This is a genomic window from Coprococcus sp. AM11-30B, from assembly GCF_027674365.1.
GTDB classification, from domain to species: Bacteria; Bacillota; Clostridia; order Lachnospirales; family Lachnospiraceae; genus Allocoprococcus; species Allocoprococcus comes.
Genome location: NZ_JAQDVB010000007.1, coordinates 129052 through 148988, shown reverse-complemented (window position 1 = coordinate 148988; position 19937 = coordinate 129052). Strand labels below are relative to the sequence as shown.

The following is a 19937-nucleotide window of genomic DNA, read 5'->3' as shown; positions in this document are numbered from 1 at the left end:
AAAATGCAATTTTAATGCAATGAGGTGCAATCAAAATTATCTGATTTGTACCCAATCCCAAATCTCAATATCGACTATTTAGTTAAAGACGTTCAATAAATGAGCGTCTTTTTTCATACCCAAAACCGAAAGGAGAAAGAGAAAATATGAATAAGCTAGTAAAGCGATTGCTGACAGGAACGCTTGCTTTTGCAACCATTCTTACGGCATTACCAGTGACGGCGGTTCATGCTTCCGGCAATCAATACTGGACAGAATCAGCAGAACGTGTCGGCTACATTGAACACGTTATGAATGACGATTCTATCAAATCTACATTCAATGAGGGACACATGAAAGTTGAGGGCGAAACTGCCTACTGTGTGGACATCAATACCAGTTTTAAGAATGGATATAAAACACGTTCTGACGCAAGCACCCGTATGAGTAGCGTTCAAATTGCGGACGTTGCTCTTTCCTTAGAGTACGTCAAGCAATATACCGCTTCTCATACGAACTTGAATTACAAACAGGGATACTTGCTGGAACAGTGTGTTGTCTGGCAGAGATTGAGTGAACAGCTCGGCTGGCAGTGCGATAACGTCAGAGCTTCCTATAATGAAATTTCACAGGCGGTACAGAATGAAGTGTACGCTGGTGCGAAAGCATTTGTGAAAGCAAACAAGGGACGTTATGAATGTGGCGGTTACATTTATACTGGCGAAGGACAGGACATCGGACAGTTCTGGGCGAAGTTAAATGTGGAAAATGCAAAGGTCAAAAAGACTTCTTCCAATCCCACGGTCACAGATGGAAATGCCAACTATTCCTTTGAGGGTGCGACATTTGGTGTCTATTCTGATAAGGGCTGTAACAGCCAGCTTGCCACACTTACTGCCGATGGAAACGGCGATACCAAAGAAGTTGAGGTAAAAGCCGGAACAGTTTACATCAAAGAACTTTCTGCTCCAAAGGGTTACAAGCTGGATTCTACTGTCCATGCCTTAAATGTGGAAGTTGGAAAAACAGCGACATTAACTGTTGCTGACACTCCAAAGGTCACAGAGACTTTGATTGATTTATTCAAAATTGACATGGAAACAGGAAAATCCACTCCACAGGGAAATGCATCTTTAGAGGGTGCAGAGTTCACATGGAGCTATTATGACGGTTACTACAATGCAGACAATCTTCCTGCAAAGGCTACCCGTACATGGACAACCAAAACCGTTGCCGAAAAAGACAGTGACGGAACTATCCATTATGTATCCAGACTTGCCGACAGCTACAAAGTATCCGGCGACAGCTTCTATACACAGGACGGTAAGAATGTACTGCCACTTGGTACACTCACTGTCACAGAAACGAAAGCACCAAACGGCTACTTATTAGATGGTGCATATATGCAGGCTGACGGAAGTTCTGAACAGATTAAGGGAACATACCTTACACAGATTTCCGAAGATGGCGAACTTGCCGTACTTTCTGGAAGCAACCAGTATTCCGTATCTGACAAGGTTATCCGTGGCGGTGTAAAAATCCAGAAACGTGACCTTGAAACAAAGGATACCAAAGCACAAGGAAGTGCAACCTTACAGTACACAGAATTTAATATCATTTCCTTAAATGACAGTCCTGTACTGGTTGAGGGAAAACTATACAACAAGAATGAAACTGTCAAGAAGATTCAGACAGGCATTGATGGAATTGCTTCTACTTCTGCTGATTTACTCCCTTACGGAAATTACAGATTAGAAGAAAGCAAAGCACCAGAGGGCTACTTAACAGACGGTGCAAAAGCAATCGACTTTTCTATCACGGAAGATGGAAAAATCGTGGACTTGACCGATAAATCCCACTCTGTCTACAACCAGATTAAACGTGGCGATATTGAGGGTGTAAAAATCGGTGCAGGTACACACAAACGCCTTGCAGGTGTTCCGTTCAGAATCACAAGCAAGACAACGGGAGAATCCCACATCGTAGTTACTGACAAAAACGGTCAGTTCTCCACTGCTTCAAGCTGGGCTTCCCACAAGGTCAATACCAATGCCGGAAAATCCAGTGAGGACGGTGTATGGTTTGGTACATCTGAACCAGACGACAGCAAAGGTGCATTACTCTATGATACCTATGTGATTGAGGAATTAAAGTGTGATTCCAACGCCAGATTTAAGCTGATTCCAGCTTTTGAGGTGGTCGTATCCAGAAATAAAGTGACCGTAGATTTAGGGACACTTACTGATGAATACGAAAAAGAAATCACAATCCATACCACAGCGACCGACAAGAAAACAGGCGAAAAAATGATTGTTGCCGGAAAGGACATCAAGATCGTGGACAAAGTCACACTTGATGGCTTGGAAGCTGGAACAAAATATAAACTTTTCGGCTGGCAGATGTTAAAGGAAGAAAACACCGAACTTCTGATTGACGGGAAACGTGTAGACAGTAATTATACTTTCACTGCTGACAGTGAAAAAATGACGGTTGAGATTACTTACAGTTTTGACGGTTCAGCTCTTGGCGGTCAGAACCTTGTTACTTTTGAGGAATTGTACGATATAAGCAATCCGAAAGAGCCTGTCAAGGTTGCCGAACATAAAGACATCAACGATGATGGACAGACTGTTCTTATCACAGAACGTATCATCAAAATCCATACGACCGCTACGGACAAGAACGGCAAGAAAGAAATCGAAGCCGGAAAAGATGTAACGATTGTGGATAAAGTCACATTAGATGGGCTGGAAGTTGGAACAAAATACAAACTTTCCGGCTGGCAGATGTTAAAAGAGGAAAATGCAGAACTTCTGATTGATGGAAAGAAAGTATCCAATGATTATGAGTTTACAGCCGACAATGAAAAAATGACAGTTGAGATTGCATTTACTTTTGATGGTTCTTCTCTTGGTGGCAAGAGCCTTGTCACATTTGAGGAATTATACGATATGACCAATCCAGACGAACCAAAGAAAGTGACAGAACATAAGGACATCACAGACGATGGACAGACTGTGACAATCAAGGAAGTGCCGGAAGTCCCAGACACACCAAAGGATACCGACACGCCGGATACACCATCTATGGTTACTAAGACAAGTGACAGCCCAAAAACAGGCGATAATACCAATATCTATGCTTATCTTGCCATGCTCGGTCTTTCCTGCGTAGGGCTTGGCGGTATGCTTTACTTCAAACGCCGTAGAAAGAAATCATAAGGCGGTAATGTAGCGGTTGGTGGAGCGTTCAAGGTCGCCACCCTTTTTGCAACTTCACGCTCCCGTGAAGCTCTGATTTACGGGGGCGTGAAGTCCACTAGGGGCGTGGGGAGTGTAGCTCCCCACAAAGTACAGCAAGAAAGAACTTATATATAGAAAGAAAAGAGGTCAATTATCATGGAATTAAGATTTGTCGTACCAAATATGGAAAAGACATTCGGAAACTTGGAGTTTGCCGGAGAAAATACTACGGAACAGCAGAGAATCAACGGGCGTATGGCTGTCATTACCAGAAGCTACAACCTGTATTCCGATGTGCAGAGAGCTGATGATGTTGTCGTTGTGCTTCCTGCCAAAGCTGGTGAAAAACATTTTTCGCCGGAACAGAAAGTAAAACTTATCAACCCACGAATCACTACCGATGGTTATAAAATCGGGGAACGTGGATTTGTCAATTATATCCTGCTTGCAGACGATATGTTACCAGCAGAAAGTAAATAAGGGGGTATTCAGATTATGAGATTAGCAAATGGAATCGTCATTGATAAAGAAAAGACTTTCGGAGTGTTGAAGTTCTCCGCATTACGCCGTGAGGTTCATGTACAGAATGAAGATGGAACGGTCAGTGAAGAAATCAAGGAGCGTACTTACGATTTGAAGTGCAACACACAGGGACGCATGATACAGGTATCCGTTCCGGCGACTGTTCCCTTAAAGGACTATGACTACAACGCCGAAGTGGAACTTATCAATCCTGTTGCAGATACGGTAGCCAATGCAAATTACCGTGGTGCAGATGTGGACTGGTATGTAAAAGCAGACGATATTGTTTTGAAGAACAAAGGCACTCATGCCGGAAATCCACAGAACAATGCTCCACAGCAACCGCCGAAGAAATAAGAGGTGTTAGCGTATGACGTGGAAAAAGAAAGGTAACAGGATTCGTGCCAGTGACAAATCGCTGGTCTATCACTTCTGTATCGGTTGGCTGTTGCTTTTGTTCGTTGCGGTGTTCCTGCTACTGAATCTGCGACAGCTCTTTGTTATAGACTGGAAAGATTTTAACCTGCTCCATGCCGGAATTACTTGGACTGCCTACAATTCCATTACGGTTCTGATAACGACTGGTGTTTGTGCATTGGTCGCTTTTCTCTACTACCGTTATGGATATGACCGTATCAAGCGGTTGCTCCACCGACAAAAACTGGCTCGTATGGTGCTGGAAAATAAATGGTATGAAGCGGAAAACACCAAAGACAGCGGTTTTTTCACTGACCTGCAAAGCAGATCAAGAGAAAAAATCGTGTGGTTTCCAAAAATCTACTACCAGATGGACAATGGTTTGTTGCATATTCTGTGTGAAATCACAATGGGAAAATATCAAGAACAGCTCCTGTCCTTAGAGGATAAATTGGAATCGGGGCTGTACTGTGAACTTACCGACAAAACACTGCATGACGGATACATCGAATACACCCTGCTCTATGATATGATAGCGAACCGTATTTCGATTGATGAAATGATTGCAGAAAACGGCGGTCTGCGGTTAATGAAAAATCTGGTATGGAAATATGATTCACTCCCCCATGCCCTTATCTGCGGTGGTACAGGTGGTGGAAAGACCTATTTTCTGCTGACCATCATTGAAGCCCTGCTTAGAACCAATGCGGATTTATACATTCTTGACCCGAAGAACGCTGACCTTGCAGACTTGGGAATGGTCATGGAAAATGTCTACCACACGAAAGACGATATGATTGACTGCGTCAATGCCTTTTATGAGGGCATGGTCACACGCTCGGAAGAAATGAAACTGCACCCGAACTACCGTACAGGGGAAAACTATGCCTATCTGGGGCTTGCTCCAAAGTTCCTTATCTTTGATGAATACGTGGCTTTCCTAGAAATGCTCACAACAAAAGAAAGCACCGCCCTGTTAAGCCAGCTAAAGAAAATCGTCATGCTCGGCAGGCAGGCTGGATACTTTCTGATTGTGGCTTGCCAGCGTCCAGACGCAAAGTATTTCGGGGACGGTATCAGAGACAACTTCAATTTCCGTGTGGGACTTGGTCGCATGAGTGAACTCGGCTACGGTATGCTCTTTGGAAGTGATGTAAAAAAACAGTTCTTCCAGAAGCGAATCAAAGGACGTGGATACTGTGATGTGGGAACAAGTGTCATATCTGAATTTTATACTCCCCTTGTACCCAAAGGCTATGATTTCTTGGGTACGATTGGGGGACTTGCACACATAAGGCAGGACGGACAGGTGGCGTGCGAAGCGAAAGCCACAGGTACGGACTAGCCTTGCTGGTGTGGCGGTAGCCACGCCAGCATATATCAAGCCCCTCGGTATCTAACAGAGGGGCACAAATCACAAGGAAACATACACAAAAGTTACCGATTCTTGGCTAAAATCAAACGTTTGGTAGCTTTTTTTACTGCTGTGACATCGGATTAAAAATGTCACAGTTTTTTCGTAAAGGGGGTATCACGCTGAATGATACAGAGTGGATACAGGATTTTGCAGACAGACGTTTGCAGTACGGTGTATCCCAGACGAAACTTGCGGTCATGGCTGGAATCAGCCGTGAACATTTAAGCCGTATCGAATCCGGCAAGGTGGCGGTCACAGAAGAAATGAAAGTAAAACTTTTGGAAGCTCTGGAAAAATTCAATCCAGAAGCACCGCTTACCATGCTGTTTGATTATGTGAGGATACGGTTTCCGACACTGGATATTGGACACATCATCAAAGATATTTTACAGCTCAATATTCAGTACATGATACATGAGGACTTCGGGCATTACAGTTATACAGAACACTACTACATCGGAGATATTTTCGTATATACTTCTCCCGATGAAGAAAAAGGTGTCCTGCTGGAACTGAAAGGAAAAGGCTGTCGCCAGTTTGAAAGTTATCTGCTGGCACAGGAACGGAGCTGGTATGATTTCCTTATGGACGCTCTGGTGGACGGTGGTGTGATGAAACGCCTTGACCTTGCCATCAATGACCATACGGGAATGTTAGATATTCCAGAACTGACCGAAAAATGCCGGAATGAGGAATGTGTATCGGTGTTCCGTTCCTTTAAGTCCTATGCTTCCGGCGAACTGGTCAAGCATGAGGAACAGGACAAGGCTGGTATGGGCTATACACTTTATATCGGCTCATTGAAAAGTGAGGTGTACTTCTGTGTTTATGAAAAAAGCTATGAGCAGTACATCAAACTTGGGATTCCCATTGAGGAAGCACCGATAAAAAACAGATTTGAAATACGGTTAAAAAATGAACGTGCTTATTATGCTGTCCGTGACCTGCTGACTTACTATGACGCTGAACGGACGGCATTTTCTATTATCAACCGTTATGTACGCTTTGTGGATAAGAAAGCAGACAAGAAACGGAGCGACTGGAAATTATCTGTCCGCTGGGCGTGGTTCATCGGGGAAAACAGAGAGCCGTTAAAGCTCACGACCAAACCCGAACCCTACACACTGGACAGAACCCTACGCTGGATTCAACGGCAGGTTGACCCGACACTTAAAATGCTGGAAACAATCACAGCGAAAACAGGGATTGATTATCTGAAAGAAATCCGTAAATCCACGAAACTGACAGAAAAGCACTACAAGATAATCGAACAACAGACCACATCTACCGAAGATGTGATTTTGGAAAAGGAGAATTGAAACATGCAACGATTATTATTTGATTTCCTGTTCTTCTCTTTAGGTGGAACAGTTGGCGTGATTGCCATGTGTATTTTACAGGCTGGCAGACAGTCTGACCGAAAAATGATGGAACTGAAAGGAGAAAAGAAAGCATGAATTTTGGACAGAACCTTTATAACTGGTTTTTAAGCAACGCACAGAGCCTTGTGCTGATGGCGATTGTTGTTATCGGAATCTACTTGGGATTCAAGCGTGAGTTTTCCAAACTTATCGGATTCTTGGTAGTTGCCTTAGTAGCCGTTGGTCTTGTATTCAATGCGTCCGGCGTAAAAGACGTATTGTTACAGTTATTTAATAAGATTATTGGAGCGTAAAGCCTATGGAAGAATGTAGCGTATTGATTGAAACGACTAAATTAGCAGAGGATAAAACCTCTCGCTGGTTTGATTTACCCATTGATTATGAGCTGTTCCGTGACCTGCTCGGCGTGGAAGCTGACAGCAATGATTATCAAATCATTGATATGAAGCTCCCTTTTGCTGGCGACATTGTAAGGACAACTTCTGTCAGACGGTTAAACAAGCTGTACTTTGCTTACACGGATTTATCGCCAGAAGTTCAGCAGGCATACAAAGAGTTGATTCCCTATTGTGGCGGTGTTGAGGATTTATTGCAGAAATCAGAAGAATTTCTGTTTTATCCAGAGTGCCACAACATCATGGACGTTGCCCGTTACCGCTTGGAACATAACATTGAATTTTCTGCTTTATCCGAAAAGGGAAAGAAATATTTTAATCTGGAATCCTACGCTCATGAGCTGGAAGAAAAAGGACGTTATGCTGTCTGCAACAATGGTATGTTTAAACTTTGACAGGTGGTATTGCTTATGGCAGAAATGAAAGTATTTGTTATCAATCTTGATGAACAGGAAAAAGATACAGGCTGTGCATGGTTTACACTTCCCTGCAACATAGAAGCATTAAAGCAATCCATCGGCTTACCGCCGGACAGTGACCGTTATCTTATCAGTGATTATGATTTTCCTTTTGAAATCCTGCAAGATACAGACCTCGACTTGCTAAATAATGTCTGCCTTGCAATTTCAGAGAGTGAAATCCCACACGAAGATATACCTGCAATTCAAAGAGAATGGTTTTCAAACCTGCAAGAGCTGGAAGCCGGACTTTGCAATATTACATACCATCGGAACTGTTCAGATATGGAAGAAACATCAGAACATTTCCTGTGTGTGCATGGCAGATTTTATGAATACAATGAGTGAAAGGAAGTGACCGCTTATGATTGATGATATGCAAGTCTATATAGCCAATCTTGGCAAGTACAATGAGGGAGAACTGGTCGGCGACTGGTTCTCTTTTCCGTTGGACGAAGAAGTGATTGCTGAACGTATCGGCTTAAATGCAGAGTATGAGGAATACGCAATCCATGATACGGACAACTTCCCGATGGAGATTAGCGAATACACTTCCATTGAAGAACTGAACCGTATCTATGAGCAGTTGGAAGAATTACCCGATTACCTGCTGGACGACTTGGACAGTTTTATATCCTGCTATGGAAGTCTGGAAGAACTGGTGGAGCATAAAGACGACATCATTCTGTATTCCGGCTGTGAAACAATGACCGATGTAGCCTACTATCTGATTGATGAAGAACAGGTACTCGGAGAAATCCCGTCCTCTTTACAGAACTATATCGACTATGAAGCCTACGGGCGTGACCTCGATATAGAGGGGACATTTATTGCAACAAACGCTGGTATCTGTGAGGTACTGCGTTAAGGGCTGGCAGATCAGCACCGCCACTGGTGCTACTGTCAGCTTTTCTCTTGGGGCAGTCTGGAAAATCCGGCTGTCCCTGTTGTTAGGAAAATGAAGAAAGGAGTATTTACAAGTGAAGAAAATCCGAAGTTATACAAGTATCTGGAACGTGGAAAAGGTACTGTATGCCATCAATGATGTAAACCTGCCATTCCCTGTGACCTTTACCCAGATTACATGGTTTGTACTGACGGAATTTATCATCATTCTGTTTGCAGATGTACCGCCACTTTCCATGATTGAGGGAGCATTTTTAAAATATTTCGGGATTCCCGTTGCCCTCACATGGTTTATGTCACAGAAAACCTTTGACGGGAAAAAGCCATACAGTTACATCAAGACGATGGTGCTGTATGCTCTGCGTCCCAAAGTGACTTATGCCGGAAAAGCCGTGAACCTGCATAAGCAGAAATTTGAGGAAACTATCACGGCAGTAAGGAGTGTGACCTATGTTCCCGATTAAATATATCGACAACAACCTTGTCTGGAATAAGGACAATGAGGTGTTCGCCTACTATGAGCTGATACCGTACAATTATTCATTCTTATCCCCAGAACAGAAATACCTTGTGCATGACAGCTTCCGTCAGCTTATCGCACAGTCCCGTGAGGGAAAGATTCATGCGTTGCAGATTGCAACTGAAAGTTCAATCCGAAGCATACAGGAACAGTCAAAGAAGCTGGTAACTGGAAAGCTCCGTGAGGTAGCAATCCAGAAGATAGACGACCAGACCGAAGCCCTTGTATCCATGATAGGCGACAATCAAGTTGATTACCGTTTCTTTCTGGGATTCAAGCTTATGGTCACAGAGGACGAAGTCAATCTGAAGAACATCAAAAAATCGGTATTTCTGACATTCCGTGAGTTTTTGAATGAGGTAAGGCACACGCTGATGAATGACTTTGTTTCCATGAGCAATAATGAAATCAACCGTTATGCGAAGATGGAAAAACTGCTGGAAAACAAAATCTCCCGTAGATTCAAAATCCGCCGACTGGAAGCCAAAGATTTTGCCTATCTGATGGAACACCTCTACGGCAGGGACGGGATAGCTTATGAAGATTATGTGTATCCTCTGCCAAAAAGAAAATTAAAGAGAGAAACACTGATTAAGTATTATGACCTTATCCGTCCTACCCGTTGTGTGGTGGAAGAAAGCCAGCGATATTTGCGTCTGGAACATGAGGACAGCGAAAGCTATGTATCCTACTTTACAGTCAATGCCATTGTCGGAGAGCTGGACTTCCCATCATCGGAAATCTTTTATTTCCAGCAACAGCAGTTCACATTCCCCGTGGATACGTCCATGAATGTTGAGATTGTCGGGAATAAGAAAGCCTTAACCACTGTACGCAACAAGAAAAAGGAATTAAAGGACTTGGACAATCACGCCTATCAAGCCGGAAATGAAACAAGTTCAAATGTGGTGGAAGCCTTAGACAGTGTCGATGAACTGGAAACAGATTTAGACCAGAGCAAGGAAAGTATGTATAAGTTAAGTTACGTCATACGGGTGTCTGCACCCGATCTTGACGAACTGAAACGCCGTTGTGATGAAGTCAAGGATTTTTACGATGATTTGAACGTGAAGCTGGTTCGCCCTGCCGGAGATATGATGGGACTGCATGGAGAATTTCTTCCAGCCAGCAAACGTTATATCAATGATTATATCCAGTATGTGAAATCCGACTTTTTAGCCGGACTTGGCTTTGGTGCTACCCAGATGTTGGGAGAAAATACAGGAATCTATATCGGCTATTCCGTGGATACGGGAAGAAATGTCTACCTGCAACCGTCCCTTGCCAGTCAAGGGGTAAAAGGTACGGTCACAAATGCGTTGGCTTCTGCTTTTGTAGGTTCGCTTGGTGGTGGAAAATCGTTCTGTAATAACCTGCTGGTGTATTATTCCGTTCTGTTCGGTGGACAGGCAGTTATCCTAGACCCGAAAAGTGAGCGTGGGAACTGGAAAGAAACACTGCCGGAGATTGCAGAGGAAATCAACATTGTAAACATTACCAGTGATTCCAGCAATCAAGGGCTGTTAGACCCGTATGTGATTATGAAAGATGTCAAGGACGCTGAAAGTCTTGCCATTGATATTCTGACGTTCCTTACAGGTATCAGCAGTCGTGATGGCGAAAAGTTTCCTGTCCTTAGAAAAGCTGTCCGCACGGTATCCCAGAATCAGAACCACGGGCTGTTGCAGGTCATTGAGGAACTGCGAAAAGAGGATACCGCCGTATCCCGTAACATTGCAGACCATATCGAAAGTTTTACGGACTATGATTTTGCACAGCTTTTGTTCTCGGACGGTTCGGTGGAAAATGCAATCAGTCTGGATAACCAGCTCAACATCATACAGGTTGCAGATTTGGTTCTGCCGGATAAGGATACTACCTTTGAGGAATACACGACCATTGAACTGTTGTCGGTATCCATCTTAATTGTTATCAGTACCTTTGCCCTTGATTTCATTCACAGTGACCGAAGTATTTTCAAAATCGTGGACTTGGACGAAGCATGGGCGTTTCTAAATGTGGCACAGGGCGAAACCTTATCAAATAAACTGGTGCGTGCTGGTAGAGCCATGAACGCCGGAGTATATTTTGTCACACAGTCCTCTGGGGACGTATCAAAAGAAAGTCTGAAAAATAACATCGGCTTAAAATTTGCGTTCCGTTCCACAGATACCAATGAAATCAAGCAGACCTTAGAGTTTTTCGGGCTGGACAGTGAGGACGAAAATAACCAGAAGCGGTTGAGGGATTTGGAGAACGGACAATGCTTAATGCAGGATTTATACGGGCGTGTCGGTGTGGTACAGATACACCCTGTCTTTGTAGAACTGCTCCATGCCTTTGATACCAGACCGCCGATAAAAAGTGAGGTGGATTTGGAATGATGAAATCTATCACAAGAGAAAAGGTATTCCATGTACTGAAAATGGTTCTGCTTGCCGTGACCGTCACGCTGGTACTGCTGTCCCTGCTTGGGACAGTGGCTCATGCGTCTGGACTGGTCGATGATGCAGTCAATGCAGACAACCTGTATTCAAAGTATCCACTTTCCAATTATCAGCTTGATTTCTTTGTGGACAATAGCTGGTCATGGCTTCCGTGGAACTGGCTGGACGGCATTGGAAAATCGGTGCAGTACGGGCTTTACTGTATCACAAATTTTGTCTGGACAATCAGCCTGTATCTTAGCAATGCCACAGGATATGTGGTGCAACAGGCGTATAAGCTGGACTTCATCAATGACATGGCAGACAGTATCGGGGAAAGTATCCAGACACTTGCTGGAGTGACCGAACATGGATTTTCCAGCAGTGGATTCTATGTGGGATTCCTGCTCATTATCATTCTGATTGTAGGTGTTTATACCGCCTATACAGGGCTTCTCAAACGGGAAACAAGCACGGCACTTCACGCTGTTATTAACTTTGTGGTGGTGTTCATTGTGTCTGCGTCCTTTATTGCTTATGCTCCCAACTATATCCAGAAAATCAATGATTTCAGTTCGGACATCAGCACCGCTTCTCTGGACTTGGGGACAAAAATCATGCTCCCCGATTCACAAAGCAAAGGGAAAGACAGCGTAGACCTTATCCGTGACAGCCTGTTTTCGATACAGGTAGAAAAACCGTGGCTGTTATTGCAGTTCGGGAACAGCGATACCGAAGAAATCGGGATTGACCGTGTAGAAGCTCTGGTATCTGCCAGCCCGTCCGATGAAGATGGGGAAACAAGGGAAAATGTTGTGAAAACAGAGATTGAAGATAACGACAATGACAACCTTACCATTCCACAGGTCGTCAACCGTCTGGGTATGGTGTTCTTCCTGCTCATTTTCAATCTCGGTATTACAATCTTTATCTTCCTGCTTACCGGCATGATGTTATTTTCCCAGATACTTTTTATCATATATGCCATGTTTCTGCCTGTCAGCTTCTTACTGTCCATGATACCAACCTATGAAAATATGGCGAAACAGGCAGTTGTCCGTGTGTTCAATGCCATTATGACAAGAGCCGGAATCACACTGATTGTGACCGTGGCATTTTCGATTTCCAGTATGTTCTACAACATCTCCACGGACTATCCGTTCTTTATGGTGGCGTTTTTGCAGATAATCTGCTTTGCCGGAATCTATATGAAACTCGGAGAACTAATGAGTATGTTCAGCCTGAATGCCAATGACAGCCAGCAGATAGGTCGCCGGATTTTCCGTAGACCGATGGTATTCATGCGACATCGGGCAAGACGTATGGAACACAGGATTGCAAGGGCTGTCGGTGCTGGAAGTGTTGCAGGTGCAGTGGCTGGTGCAAGTGTTGTCAGAGCCGGAAATCCAGCAACGAACCAACCGCCAAAGAAACGGGAAAATACCTCTGCCAGCATGGGAAGCCGTGTCGGTTCTGCGGTAGGTGCTGTGATGGATACGAAAAATAAAGTCCGTGACAGTGCTTCCTCTCTGAAAGAAAATGTGAAAGACTTGCCGACACAGGCTGGTTATGCTGTCCACTCTGCAAAACAGAAAGCAAAGGATAATGTATCAGACTTTAAGCGTGGCGTTGTGGAAGAACGGGAAAACCGACAGGAACGGCGTACACAGAAACGCAATCTGCACAGGGAAAATATCTCACAGAAAAAACAGGAATTGCAGAAAGCACAGGAAGCAAAACAGACAGTTCATGCGAATGGATCAGCGACAGCCGGAGCTACCAGAAGCCATGAACGCCCTGTTGCCACACCTGTTCCAAAACCTGCACAGACCGATATAGTTACGAAGCCGGATATGAAACGTCCTGCTACTTCTCCTGTGGTAAAAAATGCAGAATTCAAGGCTGGAAAAGAAACCGTCCGAACCAATATCAGACAGGAACAGCAGGTTAAATCTGTTGCCAGAGCGAACCAGCCAAACGTAGCAGAATCCATCAGCAATCATAAGAAATCTACGGTACAGAAAACACAGGTCAACCAAAAACAAAATCGTAAGACTGTTACGAAGCAACCGGAGAAAGGACGGAAGAAATGAGATTAAAGCGTATCCTTATCATAGGTACGATATTTCCTGTCCTTTTCTCCATTGTCCTCTTTTTCGGGATACTGATTTCCGGTGAAGATGACGACAGTTCAAACAGCTATTCGCCTGTCTATTCTGGAATGAACCTGTCAGCCGATGTCCTCAAACATCAGCCGATGGTAGAAAAATACGCCAGAGAAAACGGTATCTCGGAGTATGTGAACGTCCTGCTTGCCATCATACAGGTGGAAAGTGGCGGTACGGCTACCGATGTCATGCAGTCCAGCGAAAGTCTTGGACTACCGCCAAACTCATTAAGTACAGAAGAATCCATTAAGCAGGGGTGTAAATATTTTGCGTCCCTGCTTTCTTCCTGTAAAGCCAAAGGTATGAATGACATTAACGTGGTCATTCAATCTTATAACTATGGTGGTGGCTATGCAGACTATGTGGCGAAGAACGGGAAAAAGCACAGCTTCAACCTTGCAGAGAATTTCGCAAAGAATAAATCCGGCGGTACAAAAGTGACCTATACGAACCCGATAGCAGTCAGTAAAAATGGTGGCTGGCGTTATAACTACGGGAATATGTTTTATGTGGAGCTGGTCAACCAATATCTGACCGTGAAGCAGTTCAGTAACGAAACGGTACAGGCGGTTATGAATGAAGCGTTGAAGTATCAAGGCTGGAAATATGTCTATGGTGGCAGTAACCCGAATACCTCTTTTGACTGTTCTGGTCTTACCCAGTGGTGCTACGGAAAAGCCGGAATCAGCCTGCCACGAACCGCACAGGCACAGTATGACGCAACCCAGCATATCCCATTGTCACAGGCACAGGCTGGCGATTTGGTCTTTTTCCATTCCACCTACAACACCAGTGACTATGTTACCCATGTAGGAATCTATGTGGGTAACAATCAGATGTATCATGCCGGAAATCCAATCGGCTATACCGATTTGACCTCTGCCTACTGGCAACAGCACATCATTTGTGCCGGAAGAATCAAACAATAGAAAGGACTTGAAATATGTTTAAGAAGAAAGAAAAAACAGAGAAAGCACCTAAGAATAAGAAAGTGCGTACCATGAAAGTCGGGACACATAAAAAATCTGTCCTGCTGTTGTGGGCGGTGCTTTTAGCAAGCACCAGCTTTGGTGTGTATAAGAATTTTACCGCTATTGACACCCACACGGTACATGAAAAAGAAATCATTCAGCTAAGATTGAACGACACCAATGGGATTGAGAATTTCGTCAAGAACTTTGCGAAAGCCTACTACTCATGGGATACCAGCAAGGAAGCCATTGAAGCAAGGACAACGGAAATCAGTAAATACCTTACCAAAGAATTACAGGACTTGAACGCCGATACCATCAGAACGGACATACCGATCAGTGCGACCGTTACAAATGTACTGGTCTGGAACGTGGAACAGTCTGGAACGGACGATTTTACCGTTGCCTACGAAGTAGATCAGCAGGTAAAAGAGGGAGAACAGACACAGGCAGTCACAGAAAACTACACCGTGACCGTTCATGTGGATAAAGACGGTGCAATGGTCATTACCCAGAATCCTACCCTTGCTCCGGCAATACAGAAATCAAAGTATGAACCCAAAACACAGGAAGCCGATGTTAGTGTCAGTTCCGACACAGTCAAGGACGCTACCGCTTTCTTGGAAACATTCTTTAAGCTCTACCCGACAGCTACGGAAAAGGAACTTGCCTATTATGTCAAAGACGGAGTGCTTGCTCCTGTATCCGGCGACTATGTATTTTCGGAACTGGTAAACCCTGTCTTTACCAAAGACGGCGACAACCTCAAAGTCAGCGTGTCCGTAAAGTATCTGGATAACAAGTCGAAAATGACGCAAATCTCACAGTATGAGCTTGTGCTTCATAAGGACGATAACTGGAAGATTGTAGAATAAATGTTACAGCAGAATAGTATGGTAATTGTTTATCCAATCTATACTATTCTGCTTACAATTAGATTGACAAAATAAGAATCCCTCTCATATAATTGGTTGCAATGGTATTGAGGAAATACAACCTTAAATGTATAATGGGAAAGTAGCATTGCAGGAATGAGGTAGGCTAATGAATAAAATATTGATTATTGAAGATGATTTAGAAATAAATGCGTTATTGGCTGATTTTCTAAAAGAAAAAGGATATGCTGTGCATTGCCAATATGATGGACTTCATGTTCTGGATTTTTTGAATAAAGAAAAAATTGATTTGATTATACTTGATATTATGCTTCCTTATCGGAGTGGTGATATTATTTTATCTGATGTACGCAAGAAATTTACGATACCTGTTATTATTATTTCAGCGAAAGAAACTACACAAAATAAAATCGACTTGCTTCGTCTGGGAGCAGACGATTATATCACAAAACCTTTTGATATGGAAGAAGTGCTTGCCAGAATTGAAAGTAATCTGCGAAGAGTACAATTTCAAAATAGCCAGACAGAATGTTTGCAATATAACAATCTGACTTTAGACCTAGAGAAAAATACAGCATTTTTGAATGGAATAGAATTATCCTTAACCGCTAAAGAATTTGGCATTTTAGAATTGTTGATGAAATATCCAGATAAAGTATTTTCAAAATCGAATCTTTTTCAAAGTGTTTGGGATACGGAATATATTGCTGAGGATAATACACTTAATGTTCATATCAGTAATTTACGCAATAAATTAAAAGCGATATGCTCTGATACAGAATTTATTGATACTGTTTGGGGCATTGGCTACCGCCTACATAAAGCTAAGGATTAAACGTTCCTTAGCTTTATTATTTTTTTAACTTTTCTCATTACGATTTAAGAAATTCTTTAAAATTGCCCGTTATACTGGTTTAAGTAAAGGAGGTTTGGGATATGAGTTCAATTATTTTAGAAGCAAAGTCTTTAACCAAAGAATATAAACAAACATTAGCATTAGACCACATAAATTTACAAATAAAAAAAGGAAAAATTTATGGATTTATTGGTCAAAACGGAGCAGGTAAGACTACTTTTTTAAGATTAGTCACAGGGCTTGCGTTTCCAACAAGTGGTACACTTTCTTTATGGGGAAATTCTGGAACAGAAGAATTGCAGAAACAGCGTAAACGAATTGGAAGTATGATTGAAACGCCTGCTCTATTCCCGTCAATGACTGCCTATCAAAATATGGAAGTACAGCGTATTCAACGAGGCATACCAGATAAATCAGTTATTAAAAGGACATTAGATATGGTTGGATTGCAAGATACAGGTAAAAAGAGTGTCCGCAATTTTTCATTAGGTATGCGTCAACGATTGGGGATAGCGATTGCACTTTTAAATACACCAGAACTATTGATTTTAGACGAGCCTATCAATGGTCTTGACCCTGCTGGAATTGTAGAAATCAGAAATTTATTGAAAATTTTGAATAAAGAATATGGTATGACCATTTTGGTTTCAAGCCATATCTTAGAAGAATTGTATCAAACAGCATCAGAATTTATTCTGATTGACCATGGAAAAATTATAGAAGAGATTTCTGATTATGAATTAAATGAACGGTGTAAACGACATATAGCTATTAAAACAACAGATGTTCAGAAAACGGTTCTGGTTTTGGAAGAGAATCTTCATACAGATAACTTTAAACTAATGCCAGATGGCATAATTCGTTTGTATGATTATTTGAATGATTTAGAGACAGTTGCGTCTGCTTTGGCAGAATCGCACATTCTTGTAACAGGACTTTCTGTATCTGGCGATACTTTGGAGGACTATTTTTTGAGCAAAATAGGAGGAACAAAAGATGTCAAATCTCCTAAAAACTGAGTTATATAAGTTGTTTCACAGTTGGTATTTTTGGGGAATTGGAATATTCAATCTCCTTTTGAGTAGCATATTGCTGTTAGATAGTAAAGAACGCTCTTCAAACTTAATTATGGCATCATTATACAATATTCCGTTACTCTATTTTTTGAGTATAGTGTTTATAGCATTGTTCATTGGAAGTGATTTTAGTGGAAGAACTTTAAATACTTATATTACTGCCGGACATAAAAGAAGTTCTATATTTAGAGTAAAGTTAATTGTATCTCAAATAGGTTGTATTATCATTCTGGTATTTCCATTATTTGTACATGGAATTATTAGTCAATTTTATATTGGAGAAAAACTTTTTTGGAATGATAGCACATATACTATGGTTTTACTAACTCTGTTTGCCATGATAACACTGTGTGCATTACCGATGTTTTTTGCTTTTATTTTTCGTGATATGGGAAAAACACTGACAGTTTCAATGGTTTTATTTTTTGTTATGATTTTTTTGCTGAACAGTGAATCTGCACAAATAATCAGCAGAATAATACCAATGGGACAACTTAGGTTAATTTCATTGCAAAAGGTCTATTCGACAAACTTTTGCTTGTTTGTAGATTTTTTATGGAATTTTATTTTATATTTCATTGCAGGTAGTGCTTTTTTACATACAGACTTGAAATAACCGGAGGTGTTTTTTATGGATAAATTATTAAAACTGGAAAAATATCAGTTGTTACATAATTCTATTTACTGGTGTGGTATGATTGGAATATTTATTTTAGGATTTTTTACAGCAGATACTTATGTTACAGAGGTCATGGGACCGACAGAAGAAATTGCTTCTTCTCTTGCTGATATTTTTAATGGAATGGTGTATGATTCTACGTTTCTTCTTATCATCATGTCGGCTATACTTGCATTGATTTTAGGACAGGAATTTTCTAAGAGAACAATAAACTTAGAGGTCAGTGCTGGACATTCCAGAAAACAAATTTTTACAAGTAAAATAATATCGTATTTAATTGCTTTTAATCTTATGGCTCTTGTCTATCCAGTTTCAGGGTGCATAAGGGAATTTGGACGCTTTGGTGTTGCAGACGTGGGAATGTTTTTTTACAATATTATAAAAGCAATCATTTATTCTTGTCTGCTTAATAGTGCGATATTTCTAATTGCAATACTTATTTGTTGCTATTTACAGGATGCTGTAAAAGCAACCTCGGTTACAGCAATTATTATTTTTGGTCTTAGCTTATATCTTGGCTATGGAATGATGTTGAGATTACCAGTCGGTTTTTTACCTACTTATCAAATCAGAATCGTTGTCAGCATGAAAACCTTTTTTCAACCGATAGCTATTTTAGTAGGATGTATATGGTCTGGTATATTGGTATTGCTTTCGTGGATAAAATTTTGTAAATGTGATTTTAAATAGGTGGAGAAAATGTCTAACATAGAATGGATTTTAATTATCATAACAATATTTTTAGTAATACTGCTATTTCGATATATTCAATTAAAAAAACAAATCCGTAATCTTGCGGATCAAGTTAATGAATTGAATTCTGGAAATTCACAGCAGATGTTAGACATTTCGTTGATTGATAAAGATTTAGAAAGACTGGCTGGTATATTGAATCAATATAATATCAGACAACGACAGGCTGTCGCAGGCGTATTACGCAATGAAGAGTATTTAAAAGAATCTGTTGCTAATATATCACATGATTTACGTACACCTCTTACAGTCATTCTTGGTCATTTACAATTATTGCAAAAAGAAAATTTGGAATCCAGTCAAGCACAGCGTGTAAAAGTGATTTTTAGCAAAGCCGAAAAAATGAAAGAATTGGTAGAAACATTCTATGACCTTTCTATTTTGGCAGAACAGCAGACAGTTCCAGAAAAAGAAAAGTTTAATATATCTAATATGTTAATAAATTTAATTACGGAAAATGCCGTTGCATTAGAAAAGGAGAATATTTTACCCGAAATAAATCTCCCAGATTATTCAATATACGTATATTCTGATAAAAATATGGTAGAACGAATTTTACAAAATCTGTTGACAAATGCAATTAAGTATTCTGTTGGAACGATAAAAATAACACTTATGGAGAAAGAAAATAATAATATTATATTTACCATTGAAAATCCAATGAGTGACAGTTCAGAAATTGATTGCAATCGACTTTTTGACCGTTTTTATACAGGCGATAAATCAAGACATAATGGAAGTACAGGATTGGGACTTGCGGTAGTAAAAACACTTGTTGCCATTCTTGGCGGAAATATTGTTGCAAAAGTACATGCCAATAGCCTTATTATTACTCTTGAATTATAAAGTATTGAAGATATATTCGTATGATAAT

20 protein-coding genes are annotated in these 19937 nt (G+C 41.4%); all 20 read left to right on the top strand.

Annotated features, from left to right (window positions below; genetic code table 11):
* Positions 1-146 precede the first annotated feature (146 nt).
* The 20 genes from PGU50_RS06590 to PGU50_RS06495 all read left to right on the top strand — a co-directional run bounded on the left by PGU50_RS06590 (position 147) and on the right by PGU50_RS06495 (position 19909).
* Positions 147-3200 carry a VaFE repeat-containing surface-anchored protein gene (locus PGU50_RS06590; RefSeq protein ID WP_270246482.1) on the top strand — a complete coding sequence of 1018 codons (3054 nt, stop codon included), beginning with the start codon at positions 147-149 and terminating at the stop codon, positions 3198-3200.
* A gap of 177 nt (positions 3201-3377) precedes the next feature.
* Complete coding sequence (locus PGU50_RS06585; RefSeq protein WP_005423177.1) at positions 3378-3701, top strand: YdcP family protein; 324 nt, start codon at positions 3378-3380, stop codon at positions 3699-3701.
* A 15-nt stretch (positions 3702-3716) separates the two neighbouring features.
* On the top strand, positions 3717-4100 hold the full coding sequence (locus PGU50_RS06580) for a YdcP family protein (RefSeq protein ID WP_005423181.1): 384 nt from the start codon (positions 3717-3719) through the stop codon (positions 4098-4100).
* Between the two features lie 13 nt (positions 4101-4113).
* The gene (locus PGU50_RS06575; RefSeq protein ID WP_270246481.1) at positions 4114-5505 is read left to right on the top strand and encodes an FtsK/SpoIIIE domain-containing protein; all 1392 of its coding nucleotides are present in this window, start codon (positions 4114-4116) and stop codon (positions 5503-5505) included.
* 158 nt (positions 5506-5663) lie between these two features.
* Positions 5664-6896: a MobT family relaxase gene (gene mobT, locus PGU50_RS06570; protein WP_330672457.1), complete on the top strand. Its 1233-nt coding sequence runs from the start codon at positions 5664-5666 to the stop codon at positions 6894-6896.
* 3 nt (positions 6897-6899) lie between these two features.
* Complete coding sequence (locus PGU50_RS06565) at positions 6900-7034, top strand: DUF3789 domain-containing protein (protein WP_005611092.1); 135 nt, start codon at positions 6900-6902, stop codon at positions 7032-7034.
* Positions 7031-7252, top strand: coding sequence for a hypothetical protein (locus tag PGU50_RS06560; protein WP_004844214.1), 222 nt, complete (start codon positions 7031-7033; stop codon positions 7250-7252). Before PGU50_RS06565 ends, PGU50_RS06560 begins: the two co-directional genes overlap by 4 nt.
* A gap of 5 nt (positions 7253-7257) precedes the next feature.
* Complete coding sequence (locus PGU50_RS06555) at positions 7258-7749, top strand: antirestriction protein ArdA (protein ID WP_270246480.1); 492 nt, start codon at positions 7258-7260, stop codon at positions 7747-7749.
* A 15-nt stretch (positions 7750-7764) separates the two neighbouring features.
* Positions 7765-8160: a hypothetical protein gene (locus PGU50_RS06550; RefSeq protein ID WP_008371328.1), complete on the top strand. Its 396-nt coding sequence runs from the start codon at positions 7765-7767 to the stop codon at positions 8158-8160.
* Positions 8161-8176: 16 nt separating this feature from the next.
* Entirely contained in the window at positions 8177-8680 is a 504-nt protein-coding gene (locus PGU50_RS06545; protein WP_270246479.1) for an antirestriction protein ArdA, read from the top strand.
* 112 nt (positions 8681-8792) lie between these two features.
* The gene (locus PGU50_RS06540; protein ID WP_005611098.1) at positions 8793-9182 is read left to right on the top strand and encodes a conjugal transfer protein; all 390 of its coding nucleotides are present in this window, start codon (positions 8793-8795) and stop codon (positions 9180-9182) included.
* Positions 9169-11622, top strand: a complete 2454-nt coding sequence (locus PGU50_RS06535; protein WP_270246478.1) for an ATP-binding protein — start codon at positions 9169-9171, stop codon at positions 11620-11622. The genes PGU50_RS06540 and PGU50_RS06535 overlap by 14 nt, the downstream gene beginning before the upstream one ends.
* The gene (locus tag PGU50_RS06530; RefSeq protein WP_270246477.1) at positions 11619-13757 is read left to right on the top strand and encodes a CD3337/EF1877 family mobilome membrane protein; all 2139 of its coding nucleotides are present in this window, start codon (positions 11619-11621) and stop codon (positions 13755-13757) included. The genes PGU50_RS06535 and PGU50_RS06530 overlap by 4 nt, the downstream gene beginning before the upstream one ends.
* Positions 13754-14761 carry a bifunctional lytic transglycosylase/C40 family peptidase gene (locus tag PGU50_RS06525; protein WP_009265194.1) on the top strand — a complete coding sequence of 336 codons (1008 nt, stop codon included), beginning with the start codon at positions 13754-13756 and terminating at the stop codon, positions 14759-14761. Before PGU50_RS06530 ends, PGU50_RS06525 begins: the two co-directional genes overlap by 4 nt.
* A 14-nt stretch (positions 14762-14775) precedes the next feature.
* Positions 14776-15678: a conjugal transfer protein gene (locus PGU50_RS06520; protein ID WP_270246476.1), complete on the top strand. Its 903-nt coding sequence runs from the start codon at positions 14776-14778 to the stop codon at positions 15676-15678.
* A 169-nt stretch (positions 15679-15847) separates the two neighbouring features.
* Positions 15848-16534 (top strand): response regulator transcription factor, encoded by a 687-nt coding sequence (locus PGU50_RS06515; protein ID WP_005342931.1) that lies wholly within the window; start codon positions 15848-15850, stop codon positions 16532-16534.
* 101 nt (positions 16535-16635) lie between these two features.
* Complete coding sequence (locus tag PGU50_RS06510; protein ID WP_035403278.1) at positions 16636-17574, top strand: ABC transporter ATP-binding protein; 939 nt, start codon at positions 16636-16638, stop codon at positions 17572-17574.
* Positions 17552-18247 (top strand): ABC transporter permease, encoded by a 696-nt coding sequence (locus tag PGU50_RS06505; protein ID WP_055165788.1) that lies wholly within the window; start codon positions 17552-17554, stop codon positions 18245-18247. Before PGU50_RS06510 ends, PGU50_RS06505 begins: the two co-directional genes overlap by 23 nt.
* A gap of 15 nt (positions 18248-18262) precedes the next feature.
* Positions 18263-19000: an ABC transporter permease gene (locus PGU50_RS06500; protein ID WP_055303142.1), complete on the top strand. Its 738-nt coding sequence runs from the start codon at positions 18263-18265 to the stop codon at positions 18998-19000.
* Positions 19001-19009: 9 nt separating this feature from the next.
* Positions 19010-19909, top strand: coding sequence for a sensor histidine kinase (locus tag PGU50_RS06495; RefSeq protein ID WP_118639047.1), 900 nt, complete (start codon positions 19010-19012; stop codon positions 19907-19909).
* Positions 19910-19937: the final 28 nt, after the last annotated feature.

Coding starts and splice junctions, on each gene's coding strand:
- PGU50_RS06555 (WP_270246480.1), top strand. CDS start 7,258: ATGGAAGAATGTAGCGTATTGATTGAAACGACTAAATTAGCAGAGGAT.
- PGU50_RS06495 (WP_118639047.1), top strand. CDS start 19,010: ATGTCTAACATAGAATGGATTTTAATTATCATAACAATATTTTTAGTA.
- PGU50_RS06585 (WP_005423177.1), top strand. CDS start 3,378: ATGGAATTAAGATTTGTCGTACCAAATATGGAAAAGACATTCGGAAAC.
- PGU50_RS06525 (WP_009265194.1), top strand. CDS start 13,754: ATGAGATTAAAGCGTATCCTTATCATAGGTACGATATTTCCTGTCCTT.
- PGU50_RS06550 (WP_008371328.1), top strand. CDS start 7,765: ATGGCAGAAATGAAAGTATTTGTTATCAATCTTGATGAACAGGAAAAA.
- PGU50_RS06535 (WP_270246478.1), top strand. CDS start 9,169: ATGTTCCCGATTAAATATATCGACAACAACCTTGTCTGGAATAAGGAC.
- PGU50_RS06510 (WP_035403278.1), top strand. CDS start 16,636: ATGAGTTCAATTATTTTAGAAGCAAAGTCTTTAACCAAAGAATATAAA.
- mobT (WP_330672457.1), top strand. CDS start 5,664: ATGTCACAGTTTTTTCGTAAAGGGGGTATCACGCTGAATGATACAGAG.
- PGU50_RS06505 (WP_055165788.1), top strand. CDS start 17,552: ATGTCAAATCTCCTAAAAACTGAGTTATATAAGTTGTTTCACAGTTGG.
- PGU50_RS06545 (WP_270246479.1), top strand. CDS start 8,177: ATGATTGATGATATGCAAGTCTATATAGCCAATCTTGGCAAGTACAAT.
- PGU50_RS06565 (WP_005611092.1), top strand. CDS start 6,900: ATGCAACGATTATTATTTGATTTCCTGTTCTTCTCTTTAGGTGGAACA.
- PGU50_RS06520 (WP_270246476.1), top strand. CDS start 14,776: ATGTTTAAGAAGAAAGAAAAAACAGAGAAAGCACCTAAGAATAAGAAA.
- PGU50_RS06580 (WP_005423181.1), top strand. CDS start 3,717: ATGAGATTAGCAAATGGAATCGTCATTGATAAAGAAAAGACTTTCGGA.
- PGU50_RS06560 (WP_004844214.1), top strand. CDS start 7,031: ATGAATTTTGGACAGAACCTTTATAACTGGTTTTTAAGCAACGCACAG.
- PGU50_RS06575 (WP_270246481.1), top strand. CDS start 4,114: ATGACGTGGAAAAAGAAAGGTAACAGGATTCGTGCCAGTGACAAATCG.
- PGU50_RS06500 (WP_055303142.1), top strand. CDS start 18,263: ATGGATAAATTATTAAAACTGGAAAAATATCAGTTGTTACATAATTCT.
- PGU50_RS06515 (WP_005342931.1), top strand. CDS start 15,848: ATGAATAAAATATTGATTATTGAAGATGATTTAGAAATAAATGCGTTA.
- PGU50_RS06590 (WP_270246482.1), top strand. CDS start 147: ATGAATAAGCTAGTAAAGCGATTGCTGACAGGAACGCTTGCTTTTGCA.
- PGU50_RS06530 (WP_270246477.1), top strand. CDS start 11,619: ATGATGAAATCTATCACAAGAGAAAAGGTATTCCATGTACTGAAAATG.